We start from the raw sequence: 17,096 nt of genomic DNA, 5'->3' as shown, positions 1-17,096 counted from the left end.
TTCAAATGAAGAAGCCTACACACAAAATCTACCGCATAACCAATTGGCCCGCATATAACCGAGCACTCATGAGTCGCGGAAATATTGCCATTTGGTTTGATCCTGCTACGCAATGGTATGCGCCATCAAAAGGCAAACAAGGGCGAAATCAAACCTACTCCGACGCAGCCATCCAATGCTGCTTAATGATTAAATCCTTATTCCGTCTGTCTTTACGTATGGTCACTGGCTTTGTGCAAAGTCTGATTAAACTTTGCGGATTAAATTGGATAGCTCCAGATTACACCACGCTTTGTAGAAGACAAAAGCATATTGATATTGTAATCAGCTACCAAAAAAGTAGCGATGGGCTGCATCTACTCATGGACTCTACAGGCATGAAGTTTCTAGGTGAGGGCGAATGGAAACGCAAGAAACATGGACCTGAATATCGTCGCCAATGGCGTAAACTTCATATTGGTATAGATGCTAAAACCCTACAAATACGAGCAGTTCAGCTTACAACCAATAATGTCAGTGATTCACAGGTGCTTGGTGATTTACTTAATCAGATTCCACAAGATGAGCAGATTAACTCTGTTTATACCGATGGAGCTTATGACACCAAGCAATGCCGTCAGGTCATTGCAGATCGGCAAGGGCATGCGGTGATTCCACCTAGAAAAAATGCGAAACAATGGAAAGATACAAAGAGTAGCTCGCTAGAGCGAAATGAATTACTTCGAACAATTAAACGTTTAGGCAGGACACTATGGAAAAAATGGTCAGGCTATCATCGGCGAAGTTTGGTTGAAACTAAGATGCATTGCATCAAATTATTATAGTCAAACTACTTTATTATTCATACAGGATTCGAAAAAAACTTGAAATAACTCATCGACTGAATCGATCAACCATTCTTTACGCTTACGTTTAACCCATGCCCACATCTGTTCTATAGGATTTAAATCAGGGCTGTATGCAGGAAGCCAAAGAATTTTATGCCCTTGTTGTTCCAATAACTCCTGAATATCTGCTCTTTTATGAAATGCTGCATTATCCATAACCACTACACTATTTTCAGGTAATGCTGGTATGAGGAATTGCTCAATCCAAAAATGAAAAACATCTGAATTGATTTTGCAGTCAAATAAACCGACTGAAAATAAATACCCTTTATGGATTGCTCCAATAGCATTGGTCTGATTCTTTAATTGCCAATTATATTGCCCTAAACAGGGTACTCCTTTTCGTGAGTAGCCATGAGGTCTGTAATCATGTGACTTAAAACCACTTTCATCCAGATAAATAATCGGATGGTTTTTTTCTAATTCATTCACTTGCTGAATAAATTTATCCCTGAGCTTTGTATCTGCTTTAGGATGGCTTAACGTCTTTTTTTAACTGTAATATTTAAGCGCTTTAATGCAGCACCAATAGATGAAACACCACAATTAAAACGTGCAGCACGTTCATATTGATAAGCATCAGGATACTTTTCAACATCTTCACGTAAAGCATCATCGTTAATTTTAGAAGGTTTACGTACACGAGTTTTTTTAATCTCTATACGTTTCTTCCATTCAACAATGGTATTTTTATTAATTTCAAATTGTGTAGCTACCGCTCGAATAGAATAACCTTCCTCAAGCTTAGCTAAAATTTTACGTCTAAAATGTTCTGAATAACTCATTGCACCATTGTATTGGTTTTATAATGATTTGACTATATGTTATAAATTCAGGGCTTTTTTTCTACTCTTTTTTATATCGAACTCAGGTTAATTATATATTTATGAAAAAAAGCCGACGCATATGCATCGGCTTTTTTCACTTCATCGGTAAATTTACCGATTTAGTTTTGACTTAGATCGCTTCAAGTGCAGCATTCAAAGTCTCGCTTGGACGCATTACAGCATTTACTTTAGCTGTATCTACAGCATAGTAACCACCGATGTCAGCAGCTTGACCTTGAACTTGAGCAAGTTCAGCAATGATCTTGTCTTCGTTTTCAGCAAGTACTTTCGCAAGTGGAGCAAACTTCGCTTTCAACTCAGCATCTTCATCTTGTGCAGTAAGCGCTTCAGCCCAGAACTTCGCTAAATAGAAGTGGCTGCCACGGTTATCTAACTCGCCAGTACGACGTGATGGAGACTTGTCGTTATCAAGTAATTTTCCAGTCGCTTGGTCTAAAGTCTTCGCAAGAAGTTTCGCCTGAGCGTTATCTTCTTTAATGCCTAGCTCTTCTAAAGAAACAGCAAGCGCCAAGAACTCACCTAAAGAATCCCAACGTAAGTGGTTTTCTTCAACAAGCTGTTGTACGTGTTTAGGCGCTGAACCACCCGCACCAGTTTCGTACATACCACCGCCCGCCATTAACGGAACGATAGACAACATTTTCGCTGAAGTACCAAGTTCCATAATTGGGAACAAGTCAGTCAGGTAGTCACGTAGGATGTTACCCGTTACAGAAATCGTATCTAGGCCACGCGCTACACGTTCAAGTGTATAACGCATTGCACGTACTTGAGACATGATCTGAATATCTAAACCAGCAGTGTCGTGGTCTTTCAAGTATTTTTGTACTTTCTTGATCACTTCATTTTCGTGCGGACGGTATGGGTCTAACCAGAAGATTGCTGGCATACCCGAGTTACGAGCACGGTTTACTGCAAGTTTTACCCAATCTTGAATCGGTGCATCTTTCACCTGACACATACGCCAGATGTCGCCTTCCTCAACATTTTGAGTCATCAACACTTCGCCAGTTTCTAGGTCAGTGATGTTTGCAACACCCGCTTCAGACATTTCGAAAGTTTTGTCGTGCGAACCGTATTCTTCAGCTTTTTGCGCCATCAAACCAACGTTAGGCACAGTACCCATCGTACGTGGATCGAAGTTACCGTTCCACTTACAGAAATTGATCATTTCTTGGTAGATACGCGCAAAAGTTGACTCAGGCATTACTGCTTTACAGTCATAAGGTTTGCCGTCAGCGCCCCACATTTTACCGCCACCACGGATCATTGCAGGCATTGAAGCATCTACAATTACGTCGTTTGGTGAATGGAAGTTTGTGATGCCTTTCGCCGAATCAACCATTGCAAGTGCAGGACGGTGTTCTTGGCAAGCATGTAAGTCTTCGATGATTTCTTCACGTAAAGATGTCGGTAAAGTTGCGATCTTCTCGTAAAGACCAACCATACCGTTGTTTACGTTAATGCCTAGCTCATCGAACAATTTACCGTGTTTTTCAAAAGCATCTTTGTAGTAAATTTTCACACAGTGACCGAAAACGATCGGGTGTGAAACTTTCATCATGGTTGCTTTAACGTGTAAAGAGAACAAAATGCCCGCTTCTTTACAATCATCAAGTTCTTTTTCATAGAAATCGCAAAGCGCTTTCTTGCTCATGAACATTGAGTCGATGATTTCGCCGTCTTGAAGTGCAACTTTTGACTTCAGAACAATCGTTTCACCAGACTTGGTGATGAGTTCCATTTTCACATTACGTGCACGGTCTAAAGTCATCGACTTTTCACCGTGGTAGAAGTCGCCTTCATCCATGTGAGAAACGTGAGTTTGAGACCATTGCTTCCACTCGCTCATAGAGTGCGGGTGTTTTTTCGCATAGTTTTTCACTGCAGCTGGTGCACGACGGTCAGAGTTACCTTCACGCAATACAGGGTTTACAGCTGAACCAAGACATTTGCCATAGCGTGCTTTAAGCGCTTTTTCGTCTTCAGTGGTTGGGTTTTCAGGATAGTCAGGAATCGCGTAGCCTTTTGATTGAAGCTCTTTGATACATGCTGTTAACTGAGCAACAGAGGCACTAATATTCGGGAGTTTGATGATATTAGTATCTGGATCTTGGGTAAGACGACCTAGTTCTGCAAGATTGTCTGGGACTTTTTGCTCTTCTTTTAGGTATTCAGAGAATTCTGCGAGAACACGTGCGGCAACAGAGATATCAGTTTTAACGATCTCTACACCAGCAGGTTTAGTAAAGGTCTCAATGATCGGCAGTAGCGAATAAGTCGCTAGCAATGGCGCCTCGTCGGTCAGTGTGTAAATGATGGTTGACTTTCCACCAGCCATATATAGCCCCTTGCGTTAGATTGAGTTTTTTAGGGTGATGAGCTTCTGGCTCAACCCCTGCGAACCGATGTGCTTGAATAAAACCCTGAAAGTATCGTCCCTCAGGGCTTTACAGTCAACGTAATATCCAGTGATAACGACATTTCGCCAGAAAATACCACTACAGCCTTCGTTTTTCAAAATCACGCCTTTCCACAAGGCTTTAGCTTTTGCTTAGCAAATATACAAATTTTTTAGCGAAATGTGTTATTTACCTCATTTAAGCCACAACAACAGATACTTTTCACATAATACAGTCTTCAAATCGTTTTACAGTCTTGTAGCCCTACATGCATCAGAATGACTTTTTTCAGCACTAAATTTAAATCGGCAGAGCCATTCATCATGCAGAAGCTTAAATATTGATACATAATCCCTCTACGCGTACTCCTCCATTTTTACATTTTTAAACCTATGATTTTTATATGGTTGGTTAAACTGAATCTTTTTCCTGCAACGGTAAGGGTCAATTTAATGCTAAAAATGCTGCTTCCGCTCATTGGACTTGGTTTTTCTTCTTGGTGTTTTGCTCAAAATCCATTGAGCGTCCATGTGCTGAATTTGGAAAATGGTCTCCCTTCTGCCAATGTCAAAGTGACACTTGAAGCCCAACAAAATGATAAATGGACAGAAATCAGCTCAAGCACGACCGATGACCAAGGTCGAATCAATGATTTATATCCCAAAGATGCGGCCTTACAAAAAGGTGTATACAAAGTTACCTTTAAAACAGGTGATTGGTTTCGCCAAAAAAATCAGCGCTCATTCTTTCCTGAAGTGCCCGTGGTGTTTGTAATTGATGGCTCATTAGATCATTACCATATTCCGCTATTAATTAGCCCATATGGCTATTCCACTTACCGTGGTAGTTAATGCACATAAATAAGCGCATAAAAAACCGATGCCTAAGCATCGGTTTTTGTCTGTACAGAATCAAATAAAGTGGCCTAGGGACTAAGCCTTGAACCACTTCTCTGCTTTCGCTTGATCTTCGACTTTCAATTCCACTTCAGTCAGCTCTGAGCCAGCAGCTTTTACGTCAAAGCTCATCAACTCATCACGGCGGAATGCCAATATGCTATACGAGCCTTCTTGTTTGGCATACTTTTCTACCAGTTTCATCGTTGCTTTGAGACCATCAATCGCAATGATCACATCATGGGCAGAAAGGCCAGCTTGAGCAGCAGCACCATCACGACGTGCGCTTTGCACCAACACGCCTTCTGGCTTATCTACAAGCTTTAAACCTAACGGCAATGACTTATCATTTTTCAGGCTATAACTTAAACCAAACTCAGGGAAAAGTTGATCCAGCGGCAACTCATCTGTGGTGTTAATTAAGTGATTGATTTGCTCAATCCAGTTATCACCCGTCAGCTCATTACACAACTCAACAATCGTACGCTCATGTACTTGTATGCCCTTTTGCGCGTTCTCATAAAGTTTACGCATAAGCGCGTCTAGGCTTGAACCACGTAAGCGCAAACCTAAGTCTAAACATAGGGCAACCAAACAACCTTTGTTGTAATAGCTGGTGCCTGCATTGTTCGAGTTTTCATCTTGACGGTAAAATTTCACCCATGCATCGAAGCTAGACTCAGACACAGACTGTACAAAACGACCTGGATTTTGCAAATAACGATCAATCTGAGTTTTGAGTAGTTTGATATATGAGGCTTGGGAAATCACACCACTACGTATCAAAATCAAGTCATCATAATAAGACGTGAAACCTTCAAAAATCCAAAGCAAAGAAGTATAGCCTTCTTTATTTAGATCGTAATTGACAAAGTTTTCAGGACGAATGAATTTAACCAACCATGAGTGGAAGTATTCATGACTACATAAACCTAAGAAACGTTGATAGTCTTCAGACGGCTCTTCAGGCTCATTGGCTTTTGGTAAGTCTTCACGTGGACTAATCAAACTGGTTGAATTTGGATGCTCCAAACCACCATAGCTATTTGCTGTTGCCATCGTCATAAAGGTGTAGTTTGAAAATGGTGCTGAGCCAAACATTGAAATTTCTGTTGCACAGATTTTTTCAATGTCTTGCTGCATACGTGCAGCATTCATGGCATGTTTACCTGACACCACAAACTCGTGTGGGATGCCATTGGCTTCAAAACCAAAACGAGTCTGCTCTGCCAACTCAAATGGTGCATCAATCAACTCGGCATAGTTTTTGGCTTTTAAAGTAAAACGACCTTTAACGAGGCTTTTAGAAGCCATACCGGTAGCCAATTGGAAGTGTTTTAGCTCATCAGGAAGGAACAGTTCAACTTCAACTGCTTTGTCCTCTTGACCCTCTAAACCTAAGCAAGCACATGCGGGGTTTACATATAAACGGGTTTGATCTACATACGCACCGCGCACCGACAGATCATAGGCATAGACATCATACTCAACCGTAATCAATTCATGGTCAGTATTAAAAAGACGCCATTTATTCTTTTCAAATTTTTGAATTTCTAACAAACGCCCTTCTTCATCATAAGCACGAACCGACTCTATATGCTTTGAAAACTCGCGAATGAGGTAACTACCCGGAATCCAAGTTGGTAATGAAAGTACCTGTGTTGGGTCTGCTACAAAGCGTAAAGTCACGTGTATAAGGTGCTGACGATAATCGTCAAATTCGATCTGATAATGCAACATAATGGGCGATACAAAATAAAATGAAATGAGTTATAACTTAGCTTAGCATTATTTACGCCAGTTTTGCGTCGCAGTCACATTTGTCTGCATTTTTGACTGGTCATTGAGGAAAAAAAGGCATAGCATTTGCAGCTGTTTTAGGTTTAAAAGTCACGGAATGGCTTGGTTAGGGAATTTCATTGAAAGCTGTCATCTACTTCATCGCTACACTCTTCGCCTTATGTTCAAGTTTCACTCAAGCGGCATTGCTCAACATTGTTCCTGAAACAGTTGAAGCTCAAGCTTGGACAGTTTTTGACAGCCAATCGGGGCAAGTCATTGCAGAGCATAATAGTCATGTTCAACGTGCGCCCGCTTCGCTCACCAAAATGATGGTGGCTTATATTGCACTCAAAGAAATTAATGCAGGGAAGCTCAATAAGAGCGAAATTCTTACCGCAACACCTGTGGTCAGTACGGTGATGTGGGATGAGTCCCAAATGTACTTAAAACAAGGTGAACAGATTTCTGTGGATCAGCTTTTAGCGGGTTTAGTGGTCATGTCTGCCAACGACGCAGCAGTGACTTTAGCGGAACGCATCTCTGGTGATATTCCAAACTTTGTTGCACGAATGAACCAAGAAGCCAAAGCACTGGGAATGACTGAAACGCATTTTCAAAACCCTGCGGGTATCACCATGCCAGAGCACTATTCGACTGCACATGATTTAGCGCTATTAGGCCAAGCCTTGGTGAATGAAACGCCAGACTATTTATACTATTCAAAACAGCAAAGTTTTAGCTACAACCAACACTTTCACCGTGCAACCAATATTCTGTTAAAAAAAGACCCGACAGTTGATGGCTTAAAAACAGGTTATACCAAAGCAGCGGGATACAATTTAGCGCTGACAGCAAACCGCCCGACCATGAATCCAGATAATCCAAACCGTCGCTTGGTGGTCATTGTTTTGGGTACAGAAAGTGCAGCTAAGCGTGCTGAAGTTGCACATAACCTCATGAATTTGTCTTATACCTATACTCGTAACGAAGTTGCGCTGAAAGATAAGCAAATTATCGCAGAACTGCCTGTAGTCAAATCGACATTGAAAATGTTCAAAGTGGAAAGTAAGCAACCGAAAATTGTGACCACATCATTGTACGAGCAACCCTATGCCATTGACTTACATGCCTTCGACCAGACCAACCAACGCATTATGCTCAATACAGGCAATGGCACTCTTCAACGCATTGATCCATTAGAGTCTACAAAAACGCATTTCAATATTGAAGTGTTGCAAAACAAGCTGACCGCTCCGCTGGCTGAAGTGATGCAACTGGCGAAAGTGCAGGTCTATCAAAACAATCAGCTCATTCAAACGTTTACCATTGAAGAAGATGTACAAATTGAAGAAGCCAATATTTTCCAGCGACTAATGTTTTGGTTCAAAAGCTTGTTTCCATTTTTATCAAGCGATGAACCTAAAGTAAAAACCTATACACTCGGTTAAGTTCGAGCAGTATCCCGAGTTTTATACTTTATGTAACTTGTAAGACAATCTAATTATCAATAAATCAAGAAGATGGCATATTCAATGTCATCTTCTTTTTTTAATAATAAATAGGTTGCTTCATATGGCTGTACAAACAGAACAAGTGCCACACCATATTGTTATTATTGGCGGTGGTGCTGGTGGTCTAGAGTTAGCAACGCAACTCGGTGACAGCTTCGCAAAATCCAAGTGGGTGAAAATCACCCTCGTCGATCAAAACCTCACTCACATCTGGAAACCCTTACTCCACGAAATTGCGGCAGGTACACTCAATCCAAGTGTTGAAGAAATTAATTATTTTGCACATGCGTCTAAACATCACTATGAGTTTGTTTTAGGTCGTTTTGTCGGCTTAGACCAAGAACATAAACAAGTAAAACTTGAAGCACGCCAATATGCCAAACAAAGCACTGAAACCACACAGTTTGAACTCAACTACGACACCTTAGTCCTAGCCGTCGGCTCGACTTCTAACGACTTTGCGACCGAAGGCGCTAAACATTACTGCCACTTCCTCGACAGTCGCCAGCAAGCTGAAATTTTCCAGCAAGACCTTCTACATTTGTATTTGGATGCACAAAACCGCCCCGAAACACGCGCACTCAATATTGCGATTATTGGTGCAGGTGCCACAGGAGTCGAGCTTGCAGCCGAATTGGTCCATGCGAAAAGTACTTTTTTTAAATACGGTCTCAATAAAATTGACCCAAATAAAGTCAAAGTGACCTTGATTGAAGCAGCGGATCGTATTCTTCCCGCCCTATCCACTAAAATGGCAACACACACACATACTCAATTGGAAAAGCTTGGCGTTGAAGTCCTCACCCATCACCGTGTTGCCAAGTTAGATAAAGACCATGTCTATTTTGCCAATGGCTCACAAATCGATGCCGATCTTAAAGTTTGGGCAGCGGGCATCAAAGCGCCTGTCGTTTTAAACGCGCTTGAAGGCTTTCAAAAAGATACGATTGGCCGTCTTAAAGTCTATGCAACTTTGCAAACCCGTTCCGACCCCAACATTTTTGCCTTTGGTGATTGCGCCCACTGCCAACCTGCGGCCGATGAACCAGTCCTTGGCCCACGCGCTCAAGTGGCCAGTCAACAAGCGGCCTTTTTGGTTCGAGCGCTTAAAGTGCGCATTCGTGGTCAGTCTTTGCCGATGTTTAAATTTTCTGACAAAGGCTCTTTGGTTTCCCTCAGTCAATACAAAGCTGTCGGCGAGCTACTGGGCCAAGTTAATGTACAAGGCGTGCTGGCAAAAACCATGTATGTTTCTTTATATCGACTCCATCAGGCCACCTTACATGGCTATACCCAAGCTGGGCTGATGACCGCAAAAGACCTGATGAATAAAAAAGTCGGTCCGAAAATAAAATTGCATTGAAATCCAAAAATGCGTCCCCACTAATAAAAAAACGCCATAAGAACGTGGAAAATGCAGTTTTTTTGCTAAATTTAGTCTACAAAAGCTGCTTTTCACTTTATGATATACCCCTTAAATTCTAAATGAATGGACGAAAAACATGACTGCTATCGCAAATGATCACGTGGTTTCTTTCAACTACAAATTGACTAACGCTGAAGGCGAAACGCTAGACCAATCACAAGGTGAACCACTTGCATATTTGCACGGCGCAGGTAACATCATCCCAGGTTTAGAAAATGCATTGCTAGGCAAAACTGTAGGTGAAAAATTCACTGTTACTGTTCCTGCTGCTGAAGGTTATGGCGAATACAACCCTGAACTCGTTCAAGAAGTTCCAGCGCAAATGTTCCAAGGCGTAGACAACATCCAAGCGGGTATGCAGTTCCAAGCTCAAACTGATGATGGCGTTCAAATCGTAACTGTAAAAGCAGTTGAAGGCGAAAACGTAATTGTTGATGCGAACTTCCCACTTGCTGGTCAAGACTTAACTTTCGAAGTTGAAATCGTAGAAATCCGCGATGCAACTGAAGAAGAATTACAGCACGGCCATGCGCACGGTGCTGGTGGTCACCACCACTAAGATTTAACATCTTAAAAAAGGGCGAAAGTTAAACTTTCGCCCTTTTTTTTATTTTTTGCATACTTGGTCATTCGCGACGTATTTGAAAATCTGTAAATGTTTGCTGTTCTGAAGCCAGTTCTACGATGAACACATCCGTGACTACCGCATGAGTTGGCCCGACTTTAGCGCGATTCACCAGTTCGGCAACCATACCATCATCACCCAAAAGCAGCGCTTCAACTGCACCTGAAGCCAGATTCTGTACATAACCCTTTAAACCTAAAACAACAGCCTGTTGTGCAAACCAGCATCGATATCCAACACCCTGAACTTTTCCCGATATGGTCAGTTTTACTGCTTTCATACTGTATGCTCTCGGTTCACGACCGTATAAATAGCCTGACTCATTTGCTGCGCTTGTAAACCACGCTCACCTTGTTGAGCCAAAAGATCGCCTGCTTGGGCATGTAAGGTCACAATTTGATGTAACGCAATGTCATCTTGCAACTGTGCTTTTAAACTGGCAATCATGCCTGCCAATACATCTCCCATACCACCTGTCCCCATCCCAGGATTACCTGCGGTACAAATCCAAAGTTGCGTATCTAAAATCAAGCTTCCCGAACCTTTCAGCACCCATTGCCCTGCATATTTTTCTTGTAAGGCATAAATAGCTGCAATACGGTCGAACTCCACCGCTGAGGTACTGATACCGAGTAAAGTTGCGGCCTCACCAGGATGCGGTGTTGCGTACACCTGTTTACCAAGCTTTACTGGCTTCTCAGCCAAAAACCATAAAGCATCCGCATCCAACACCACCTGTAAACCATTGGTCTGAATGAGTGGAAACCATGCATCAAACTGCTGCTGAGCCCACGAGTCTCTTCCCAAGCCCATACCAAAACTAACTGCATCCACATGTGCCACCAACGCTTCACGCTCTTGGAGCGACATTTGGTTAATATCGCGCAGCATAATATTGGGTGCACGGGATAAAATCGCAGTATGGTGTTTTGCATCACACACCACCGTCACCTTGCCAGCACCCGCGTGAAAGGCAGCTTCAGCGGCTAACATCACCGCACCACCCATCTGCGCATCTCCCCCAATCACCAGTACATGCCCATAACTTCCTTTATGTCCAAAGGCTTGACGTGGTACAAGCTGCACATACTGTGGAGCAAGTGAAGCTAAAGGTTTTAAAGCACTGTCTACGGGAAGTACCGAAATAAGCTCAACGACTCCTGCATAAGCTTTACCCTGCCCAGTAAATAAACCAGCCTTCAAGCCCAGAGCCGTAAAGGTATAATCGGCGACAACTGCACAAGGTAAAACTTGCCCCGTGTTGGCCTGTAAACCACTTGGAATATCAACCGCAATTTTTAAGCCTGTTTGTCTATTGATCTGTCGAATGACCGCTTGCCAGTCTGAACTGAGTTCACGGTTTAACCCAATGCCAAACAAAGCATCAATATAGGCATCATATGAATGTTGAAAAGCAAAACCGGTATGAATCATTATCCCCTGTTGCACAGCTGCTGCATGTGCTTGTTGCAGTGAAGTAGACTCTCCCAAAGCTGCTACATAAATTTCAACGTCATAACCTTGCGCGGCTAGATACGATGCAATCAAGTAACCGTCACCTGCATTGTTGCCTTGACCACAACACACCGCAACGCTTTTGACCTGGTCCTGTTTAAGCCTAGGCAGCATCTGTTCAGTTGTTGCCCATGCGACTTGTTGCATCAACCCATAAGCACTATTTTGCTGCGCGAACCAACGCCCTTCCCATGCTTGAATCTCGCTGCTGTGGTACACTTGCTGATGCATGATTTTTCCTTTGTTCTTGGTTATGACAACATCCACATCTTCCTCAAAAATCCCTGTAGATCAATATGATCAAGAGCAGCTTAAGGCTTGGATTAAAGCTGAAGCACTGGCTTTGGGGTTTTCTGATTGTGTCATCGCCAAACCAGATGCTCAAGCTGAATTGCCGCGTTTTAAAAAATATTTAGAACTTGGTTATCATGGTGACATGCATTTTCTTGCTGAAAACTTAGAAAAACGCGCAGATCCAACCTTGCTTGTTCCGGGCACCAAAAGCATTATTTGTGTGCGTATGGATTATTTGGTTGCCGTTCCTGAACCACGTCTTGTGCCTTTTGCACCAAATAGCGCCATCATTGCGCGTTATGCACGCGGACGTGACTATCACAAAGTCATGCGTGGGCGTTTAAAGACCCTTTCTCAGAAAATCAAAGCCAAAGTTGGTGATTTTGAATCTCGCCCATTTGCAGACTCAGCACCCATTTTTGAAAAATCATTGGCTGAAAATGCAGGGATGGGATGGGTCGGTAAACACACCTTACTCATTCATAAAACATCAGGCTCATTTTTTGTTTTGGGTGAGCTGTTTACCTCTTTAGAGCTACCTTTTGACCAAGCCACCACCAAACACTGTGGTTCATGTAGCGCGTGTATTGATATTTGCCCTACCCAAGCCATTGTTGAGCCTTATTTATTAGATGCGCGTAAATGCATTGCCTATTTAACTATTGAGTTTCAAGGCATTATTCCTCTAGAGCTGCGCCGCGGTATTGGTAACCGTGTGTTTGGTTGCGATGATTGCCAGCTCATTTGCCCGTGGAATAGCTTTGCCAAAACCACACCAATTGATGATTTTAACCCACGTCATGGTTTGGATGACATTCAACTAATTGACCTTTGGCAATGGGATGAAAACACCTTTATGGCAAATACAGAAGGGAGTCCCCTACGTCGTACAGGCTACCAAAGCTTTATGCGTAACGTCGCGATTGGTCTAGGTAATGCACCATTTTCAGATGAAATATTGCAGCAATTACAAGCTTCTCGCCCAGAGCTTAACGATATTGTGCAAGTCCATATTGACTGGGCCATCCAAGAGCAACTGATGAAAAAGCACTAAAACTTACTTCAAACAGACTCAATCAATAAAAGTTCAATCAAATAGCCATTTGCTTGCATAATTTTATTTATTTTATCTATTTAGCTGCATTTTCAGTGTAACTAAAAATCTAAATAAATAGAATTTTGCGGCCAAATTTCCGAAAAAATGCTCAACTTTGCAACTATTTTTACAATCTCATAAAAAGATAAAATTAAAAATATAATCGGGAGATACTATCAAAACTGAGCAATAATGCCTTTTAAGTTGGCACGTTAAATGTATGATGTATACAAGTTAGAATTAAAAATGGATCGCCATTATGAACCTACGCAATGATTGGACGCGTGAAGAAATCGAAGCTTTGTATGATCAGCCCTTTCTTGATCTCGTCTTTCAAGCGCAGACCGTACATCGCCAACATTTCCAAGCCAACACCATTCAAGTCAGTACTTTATTGTCAATTAAAACAGGAAAATGTCCTGAAGACTGTAAGTACTGCTCTCAGTCAGCACGTTATGACTCAAAACTTGAAGCCGAAAAGCGAATTGCTGTAGACAAAGTGATTTCAGAAGCTAAAGAAGCTTTAGCCTCAGGCTCATCCCGTTTTTGTATGGGCGCGGCTTGGCGTAACCCACATGAACGTGACATGCCTTATGTACTAGAAATGGTTAAAGAGGTGAAAGCACTTGGTTTAGAGACTTGCATGACTTTAGGGATGCTGAATGAGTCTCAAGCTGGACGTTTAAAAGATGCAGGTTTAGATTATTACAACCATAACCTCGACACTTCACGCGAGTATTATTCACATATTATTAGTACACGTACCTTTGACGACCGTTTAAATACCTTAGAATATGTCCGTCAAGCAGGCATGAAAGTGTGTAGCGGTGGTATTGTTGGTCTAGGTGAAAAGAAAGAAGACCGTATTGGTTTATTGCAAGAACTTGCAACGATGCCAATTCACCCAGAATCTGTGCCAATCAACATGTTGGTTCCAATTGAAGGCACACCACTGGCAGATGTTGAAAAACTCGATGTGACGGAATGGATTCGTACCATTGCTGTTGCGCGCATTATCATGCCGCACAGCTATATCCGCCTATCTGCGGGTCGTGAAGCACTTTCTGACTCAGACCAAGCACTTGCATTTATGGCGGGTGCAAATTCGTTGTTCTCTGGTGAGAAACTATTAACCACACCAAATGCAGGTGAAGGTAAAGACCGTCAACTGTTCACCAAATTAGGTTTAGTGGCAGAAAAGCCAAAACCAACGGTGGCAGACCTTAGTCTAGATGCCATGGCAAGCTAATTCCCAAGATTTGCTAAGCACAAAAAAAGCCCCTTATTCAGTATGGGGCTTTTTTAATGTCTATCTATTTAACCTTCAGGCGACTGAGCAAAATTATGCGCAGTAATTAAAATACCATAACTGGCATTCAGATAATCACCTTGGAATATCTCATCTTCACCATTGGCATGACGGACAGTTAACGTTTGGCGAATCGCGTCATAGTGAAAAGATTCGAAACATTCTTGATGGTGACACAGCCAGCTTAAGGTATCACTCAGATTATCATCGACAATATAAGTTTGTGCTTGAAAATTTTTAGTCATTATCTGTATACGCTAAACACTGTTATTCGGCTATTGTAAGCCGTTCTGCGTCAATTCAGTCGAACTAAGCCATAAAAAAATACAGGCATTAAAAAGTGAGCCTACGCTCACTTTTCCTTAAGATGATTAGTCGGTTTTAGAATCACCACACTTTCGGCATTCCATATGCTCCCCTATTTCAGTCATTTGTTCATATTCATAAACGTGGATGCAAAATAATTTTTTAAACAACTGAAGCATTTTTAACTCCTGTAAATGATTTTTTAAAAATTCGCTTCTTAAAATAGGTATATCTTCCTGAAATACCCACAACTCATATCTCATGAGCTATACACAGTTTTAAACATACTTTTTATAAATTTCAAGTGCCTTTTGTCGAATAACAGCATAAAGTGATAAATGGTCATTTGCTTTTTTAAATGATGCTTTTTATTTACTTATTGTTCTGCTTCACATCGCTTTTAAAAATGCGGCTGAGAATGAAACAATGCTTGATTTAAATTTGGATCAAGCTAGGATAAAAATACAATCAATGCTCAAAACAGATGTTTCGAGCAACCAAAAAAGAGTTTGATAAAAAAGCAACGATAAGGATATTTATACATGCTTGGACGTATGATGTTTCAACCGCTATTAATTAGCAATCTTATTGATCACGCAGAACGCTACCATGCGGATACAGCCATTATTTCTAAAAATACAGACGGCAGTATCACTGAAACCAACTGGGCCAACGTCGCAGCCAATTCTAAGCGATTTGCCAATGTACTCAAAGATTTAGGGCTTTCGCAAAGTGACCGCGTGGCGACCATCGCATGGAACAACCATCGTCACCTAGAATCTTGGTATGCGATCTCTGGCAGTGGTTATATTTGCCATACTATCAACCCACGTTTATTTCCAGAACAACTGATTTTTATTATCAATGATGCCCAAGACCGCGTGGTGTTATTTGATAAAACCTTTGCGCCACTTATTGCTGCAGTAAAAGCACACTTACCCCATGTAGAACACTTTATTTGCCTAGATGCCGCAGATGAGGCTATTACAGAAAAAATTGCCGATGTGAAATTTTATGATGACTTGGTCAGTAAAGAGTCTGAACAGTTCACTTGGCCAAGCTTTGATGAGCAAACTGCAAGCTCTTTGTGCTATACCTCAGGCACAACTGGAAATCCAAAAGGTGTACTATATAGCCACCGCTCTACCATATTGCATAGTTTTGCTATCAGCCTACCCGATTCTCTCAATCTGTCTGCAAATGACATTATGTTGCCTGTAGTGCCAATGTTCCATGTTAATGCTTGGGGTACACCTTATGCAGCAGCTATGGTCGGTTGTACGGTTGTATTACCAGGGCCAGGCTTAGATGGGCCAAGTTTAGTGAATATGATTGACACATATAAAGTCACTGTGGCTTTGGGTGTACCAACCATTTGGCAAGGTTTACTGGCAGCAGCCAAACAAACAGGCAGCCAGCTAGCAAGTATGAACCGTAACGTTGTCGGTGGTTCAGCCTGCCCACCATCCATGTTAGCGGCCTTTAAAAATGACTATAACTGTGACACCATCCATGCATGGGGCATGACCGAAACCAGTCCTTTAGGCTCTGCCAACCAACTTAAAGCCAAACATCAACAGCTCTCTGAACAAGAGCGTTTCAAGCTACGTCTTTCTCAAGGCCGTCCGCCTTTTGGCGTAGATTTACGTCTTACCGATGAAGAAAAAGGCAACCATGAAATTGTCCGCGATGGTGAGCAGATTGGAAATCTACAAATTAAGGGCCACTGGATTATTGACAGTTACTTTGGTAAAGATGAATCTGCCCTCACGACCGATGGCTGGTTTGACACAGGTGATATTGCAACCTTAGATGAAGACGGCTTCTTATGCATCAGTGACCGCTCTAAAGATTTAATTAAGTCTGGCGGCGAATGGATTTCATCGGTTGAACTTGAGAACCTTGCGATGGGACATTCAGACATTCTTATGGCAGCCGTTATTGCAGCTGAACATCCAAAATGGGATGAGCGTCCTATTGTCATCGCTGTGAAGAAACCCGATAGCACGGTCACTGAACAAGGTGTCTTAGACTACTATACGGACAAAATTGCGAAATGGCAGATCCCTGACCGTGTGATCTTTGTCGACAGTATTCCACTGAGCGGTACGGGTAAAATGCTAAAACGTGAACTCCGTGCTCAATATGGCCAAGTACTACTGGAACAAAATCCTGTTTAACGTTGTTTAAAATAAAAAG

At 42.0% G+C, this 17,096-nt stretch carries 14 protein-coding genes and 1 pseudogene; 8 read left to right on the top strand and 7 right to left on the bottom strand.

What is annotated here, in order from left to right; genetic code table 11:
• Nucleotides 1-5 precede the first annotated feature (5 nt).
• Nucleotides 6-821: pseudogene (locus AC4MC0_RS06775) on the top strand (IS5 family transposase); the annotation flags it as partial.
• A gap of 3 nt (nucleotides 822-824) precedes the next feature.
• On the opposite strand, the gene AC4MC0_RS06770 reads toward AC4MC0_RS06775, so the two are convergent.
• The 3 genes from AC4MC0_RS06770 to AC4MC0_RS06760 all read right to left on the bottom strand — a co-directional run bounded on the left by AC4MC0_RS06770 (nucleotide 825) and on the right by AC4MC0_RS06760 (nucleotide 4,076).
• Nucleotides 825-1,319, bottom strand: coding sequence for an IS630 family transposase (locus tag AC4MC0_RS06770; protein ID WP_005402039.1), 495 nt, complete (start codon nucleotides 1,317-1,319; stop codon nucleotides 825-827).
• A gap of 47 nt (nucleotides 1,320-1,366) precedes the next feature.
• Nucleotides 1,367-1,672 carry an IS630 transposase-related protein gene (locus tag AC4MC0_RS06765; RefSeq protein WP_262471488.1) on the bottom strand — a complete coding sequence of 102 codons (306 nt, stop codon included), beginning with the start codon at nucleotides 1,670-1,672 and terminating at the stop codon, nucleotides 1,367-1,369.
• A gap of 172 nt (nucleotides 1,673-1,844) precedes the next feature.
• Nucleotides 1,845-4,076, bottom strand: coding sequence for an NADP-dependent isocitrate dehydrogenase (locus AC4MC0_RS06760; protein ID WP_491887403.1), 2,232 nt, complete (start codon nucleotides 4,074-4,076; stop codon nucleotides 1,845-1,847).
• A gap of 513 nt (nucleotides 4,077-4,589) precedes the next feature.
• Here AC4MC0_RS06760 and uraH point away from each other — a divergent pair.
• Nucleotides 4,590-4,988: a hydroxyisourate hydrolase gene (gene uraH, locus AC4MC0_RS06755; protein WP_126036895.1), complete on the top strand. Its 399-nt coding sequence runs from the start codon at nucleotides 4,590-4,592 to the stop codon at nucleotides 4,986-4,988.
• Nucleotides 4,989-5,069: 81 nt separating this feature from the next.
• Here the strand turns inward: uraH and AC4MC0_RS06750 are convergent, their stop codons facing one another.
• Nucleotides 5,070-6,773, bottom strand: a complete 1,704-nt coding sequence (locus tag AC4MC0_RS06750; RefSeq protein WP_348922477.1) for a M61 family metallopeptidase — start codon at nucleotides 6,771-6,773, stop codon at nucleotides 5,070-5,072.
• A gap of 179 nt (nucleotides 6,774-6,952) precedes the next feature.
• Between AC4MC0_RS06750 and AC4MC0_RS06745 the strand changes: the two genes are divergently transcribed.
• The 3 genes from AC4MC0_RS06745 to slyD all read left to right on the top strand — a co-directional run bounded on the left by AC4MC0_RS06745 (nucleotide 6,953) and on the right by slyD (nucleotide 10,311).
• Nucleotides 6,953-8,263 (top strand): D-alanyl-D-alanine carboxypeptidase PBP6B, encoded by a 1,311-nt coding sequence (locus AC4MC0_RS06745; protein ID WP_335999283.1) that lies wholly within the window; start codon nucleotides 6,953-6,955, stop codon nucleotides 8,261-8,263.
• A gap of 124 nt (nucleotides 8,264-8,387) precedes the next feature.
• Nucleotides 8,388-9,689 carry an NAD(P)/FAD-dependent oxidoreductase gene (locus AC4MC0_RS06740; protein ID WP_335999285.1) on the top strand — a complete coding sequence of 434 codons (1,302 nt, stop codon included), beginning with the start codon at nucleotides 8,388-8,390 and terminating at the stop codon, nucleotides 9,687-9,689.
• 139 nt (nucleotides 9,690-9,828) lie between these two features.
• Entirely contained in the window at nucleotides 9,829-10,311 is a 483-nt protein-coding gene (gene slyD, locus AC4MC0_RS06735; RefSeq protein ID WP_004696728.1) for a peptidylprolyl isomerase, read from the top strand.
• Between the two features lie 67 nt (nucleotides 10,312-10,378).
• Here the strand turns inward: slyD and AC4MC0_RS06730 are convergent, their stop codons facing one another.
• Nucleotides 10,379-10,657 (bottom strand): acylphosphatase, encoded by a 279-nt coding sequence (locus AC4MC0_RS06730; protein WP_491887402.1) that lies wholly within the window; start codon nucleotides 10,655-10,657, stop codon nucleotides 10,379-10,381.
• On the bottom strand, nucleotides 10,654-12,123 hold the full coding sequence (locus AC4MC0_RS06725) for an NAD(P)H-hydrate dehydratase (RefSeq protein WP_491887401.1): 1,470 nt from the start codon (nucleotides 12,121-12,123) through the stop codon (nucleotides 10,654-10,656). Before AC4MC0_RS06725 ends, AC4MC0_RS06730 begins: the two co-directional genes overlap by 4 nt.
• 22 nt (nucleotides 12,124-12,145) lie before the next feature.
• Between AC4MC0_RS06725 and queG the strand changes: the two genes are divergently transcribed.
• A complete protein-coding gene (queG, locus tag AC4MC0_RS06720) occupies nucleotides 12,146-13,240 on the top strand; it encodes a tRNA epoxyqueuosine(34) reductase QueG (protein ID WP_491887400.1) in 1,095 nt (364 codons plus the stop codon).
• A gap of 301 nt (nucleotides 13,241-13,541) precedes the next feature.
• Nucleotides 13,542-14,531, top strand: a complete 990-nt coding sequence (bioB, locus tag AC4MC0_RS06715) for a biotin synthase BioB (protein WP_004981788.1) — start codon at nucleotides 13,542-13,544, stop codon at nucleotides 14,529-14,531.
• 68 nt (nucleotides 14,532-14,599) lie between these two features.
• On the opposite strand, the gene AC4MC0_RS06710 is transcribed toward bioB, so the two are convergent.
• Nucleotides 14,600-14,836 (bottom strand): hypothetical protein, encoded by a 237-nt coding sequence (locus AC4MC0_RS06710; RefSeq protein ID WP_125273347.1) that lies wholly within the window; start codon nucleotides 14,834-14,836, stop codon nucleotides 14,600-14,602.
• Nucleotides 14,837-15,439: 603 nt separating this feature from the next.
• Here AC4MC0_RS06710 and AC4MC0_RS06705 point away from each other — a divergent pair.
• Nucleotides 15,440-17,077, top strand: coding sequence for a long-chain-fatty-acid--CoA ligase (locus AC4MC0_RS06705; RefSeq protein WP_279700912.1), 1,638 nt, complete (start codon nucleotides 15,440-15,442; stop codon nucleotides 17,075-17,077).
• Nucleotides 17,078-17,096: the final 19 nt, after the last annotated feature.

Source organism: Acinetobacter sp. CAU_H_S139_7 (genome assembly GCF_058599305.1).
Note: the sequence above shows the minus strand (reverse complement) of the source record. Positions and strands in the feature narration are given on the sequence as shown.

Coding starts and splice junctions, on each gene's coding strand:
- AC4MC0_RS06765 (WP_262471488.1), bottom strand. CDS start 1,672: ATGAGTTATTCAGAACATTTTAGACGTAAAATTTTAGCTAAGCTTGAG.
- AC4MC0_RS06760 (WP_491887403.1), bottom strand. CDS start 4,076: ATGGCTGGTGGAAAGTCAACCATCATTTACACACTGACCGACGAGGCG.
- uraH (WP_126036895.1), top strand. CDS start 4,590: ATGCTAAAAATGCTGCTTCCGCTCATTGGACTTGGTTTTTCTTCTTGG.
- AC4MC0_RS06750 (WP_348922477.1), bottom strand. CDS start 6,773: ATGTTGCATTATCAGATCGAATTTGACGATTATCGTCAGCACCTTATA.
- AC4MC0_RS06740 (WP_335999285.1), top strand. CDS start 8,388: ATGGCTGTACAAACAGAACAAGTGCCACACCATATTGTTATTATTGGC.
- slyD (WP_004696728.1), top strand. CDS start 9,829: ATGACTGCTATCGCAAATGATCACGTGGTTTCTTTCAACTACAAATTG.
- AC4MC0_RS06730 (WP_491887402.1), bottom strand. CDS start 10,657: ATGAAAGCAGTAAAACTGACCATATCGGGAAAAGTTCAGGGTGTTGGA.
- AC4MC0_RS06725 (WP_491887401.1), bottom strand. CDS start 12,123: ATGCATCAGCAAGTGTACCACAGCAGCGAGATTCAAGCATGGGAAGGG.
- queG (WP_491887400.1), top strand. CDS start 12,146: ATGACAACATCCACATCTTCCTCAAAAATCCCTGTAGATCAATATGAT.
- bioB (WP_004981788.1), top strand. CDS start 13,542: ATGAACCTACGCAATGATTGGACGCGTGAAGAAATCGAAGCTTTGTAT.
- AC4MC0_RS06710 (WP_125273347.1), bottom strand. CDS start 14,836: ATGACTAAAAATTTTCAAGCACAAACTTATATTGTCGATGATAATCTG.
- AC4MC0_RS06705 (WP_279700912.1), top strand. CDS start 15,440: ATGCTTGGACGTATGATGTTTCAACCGCTATTAATTAGCAATCTTATT.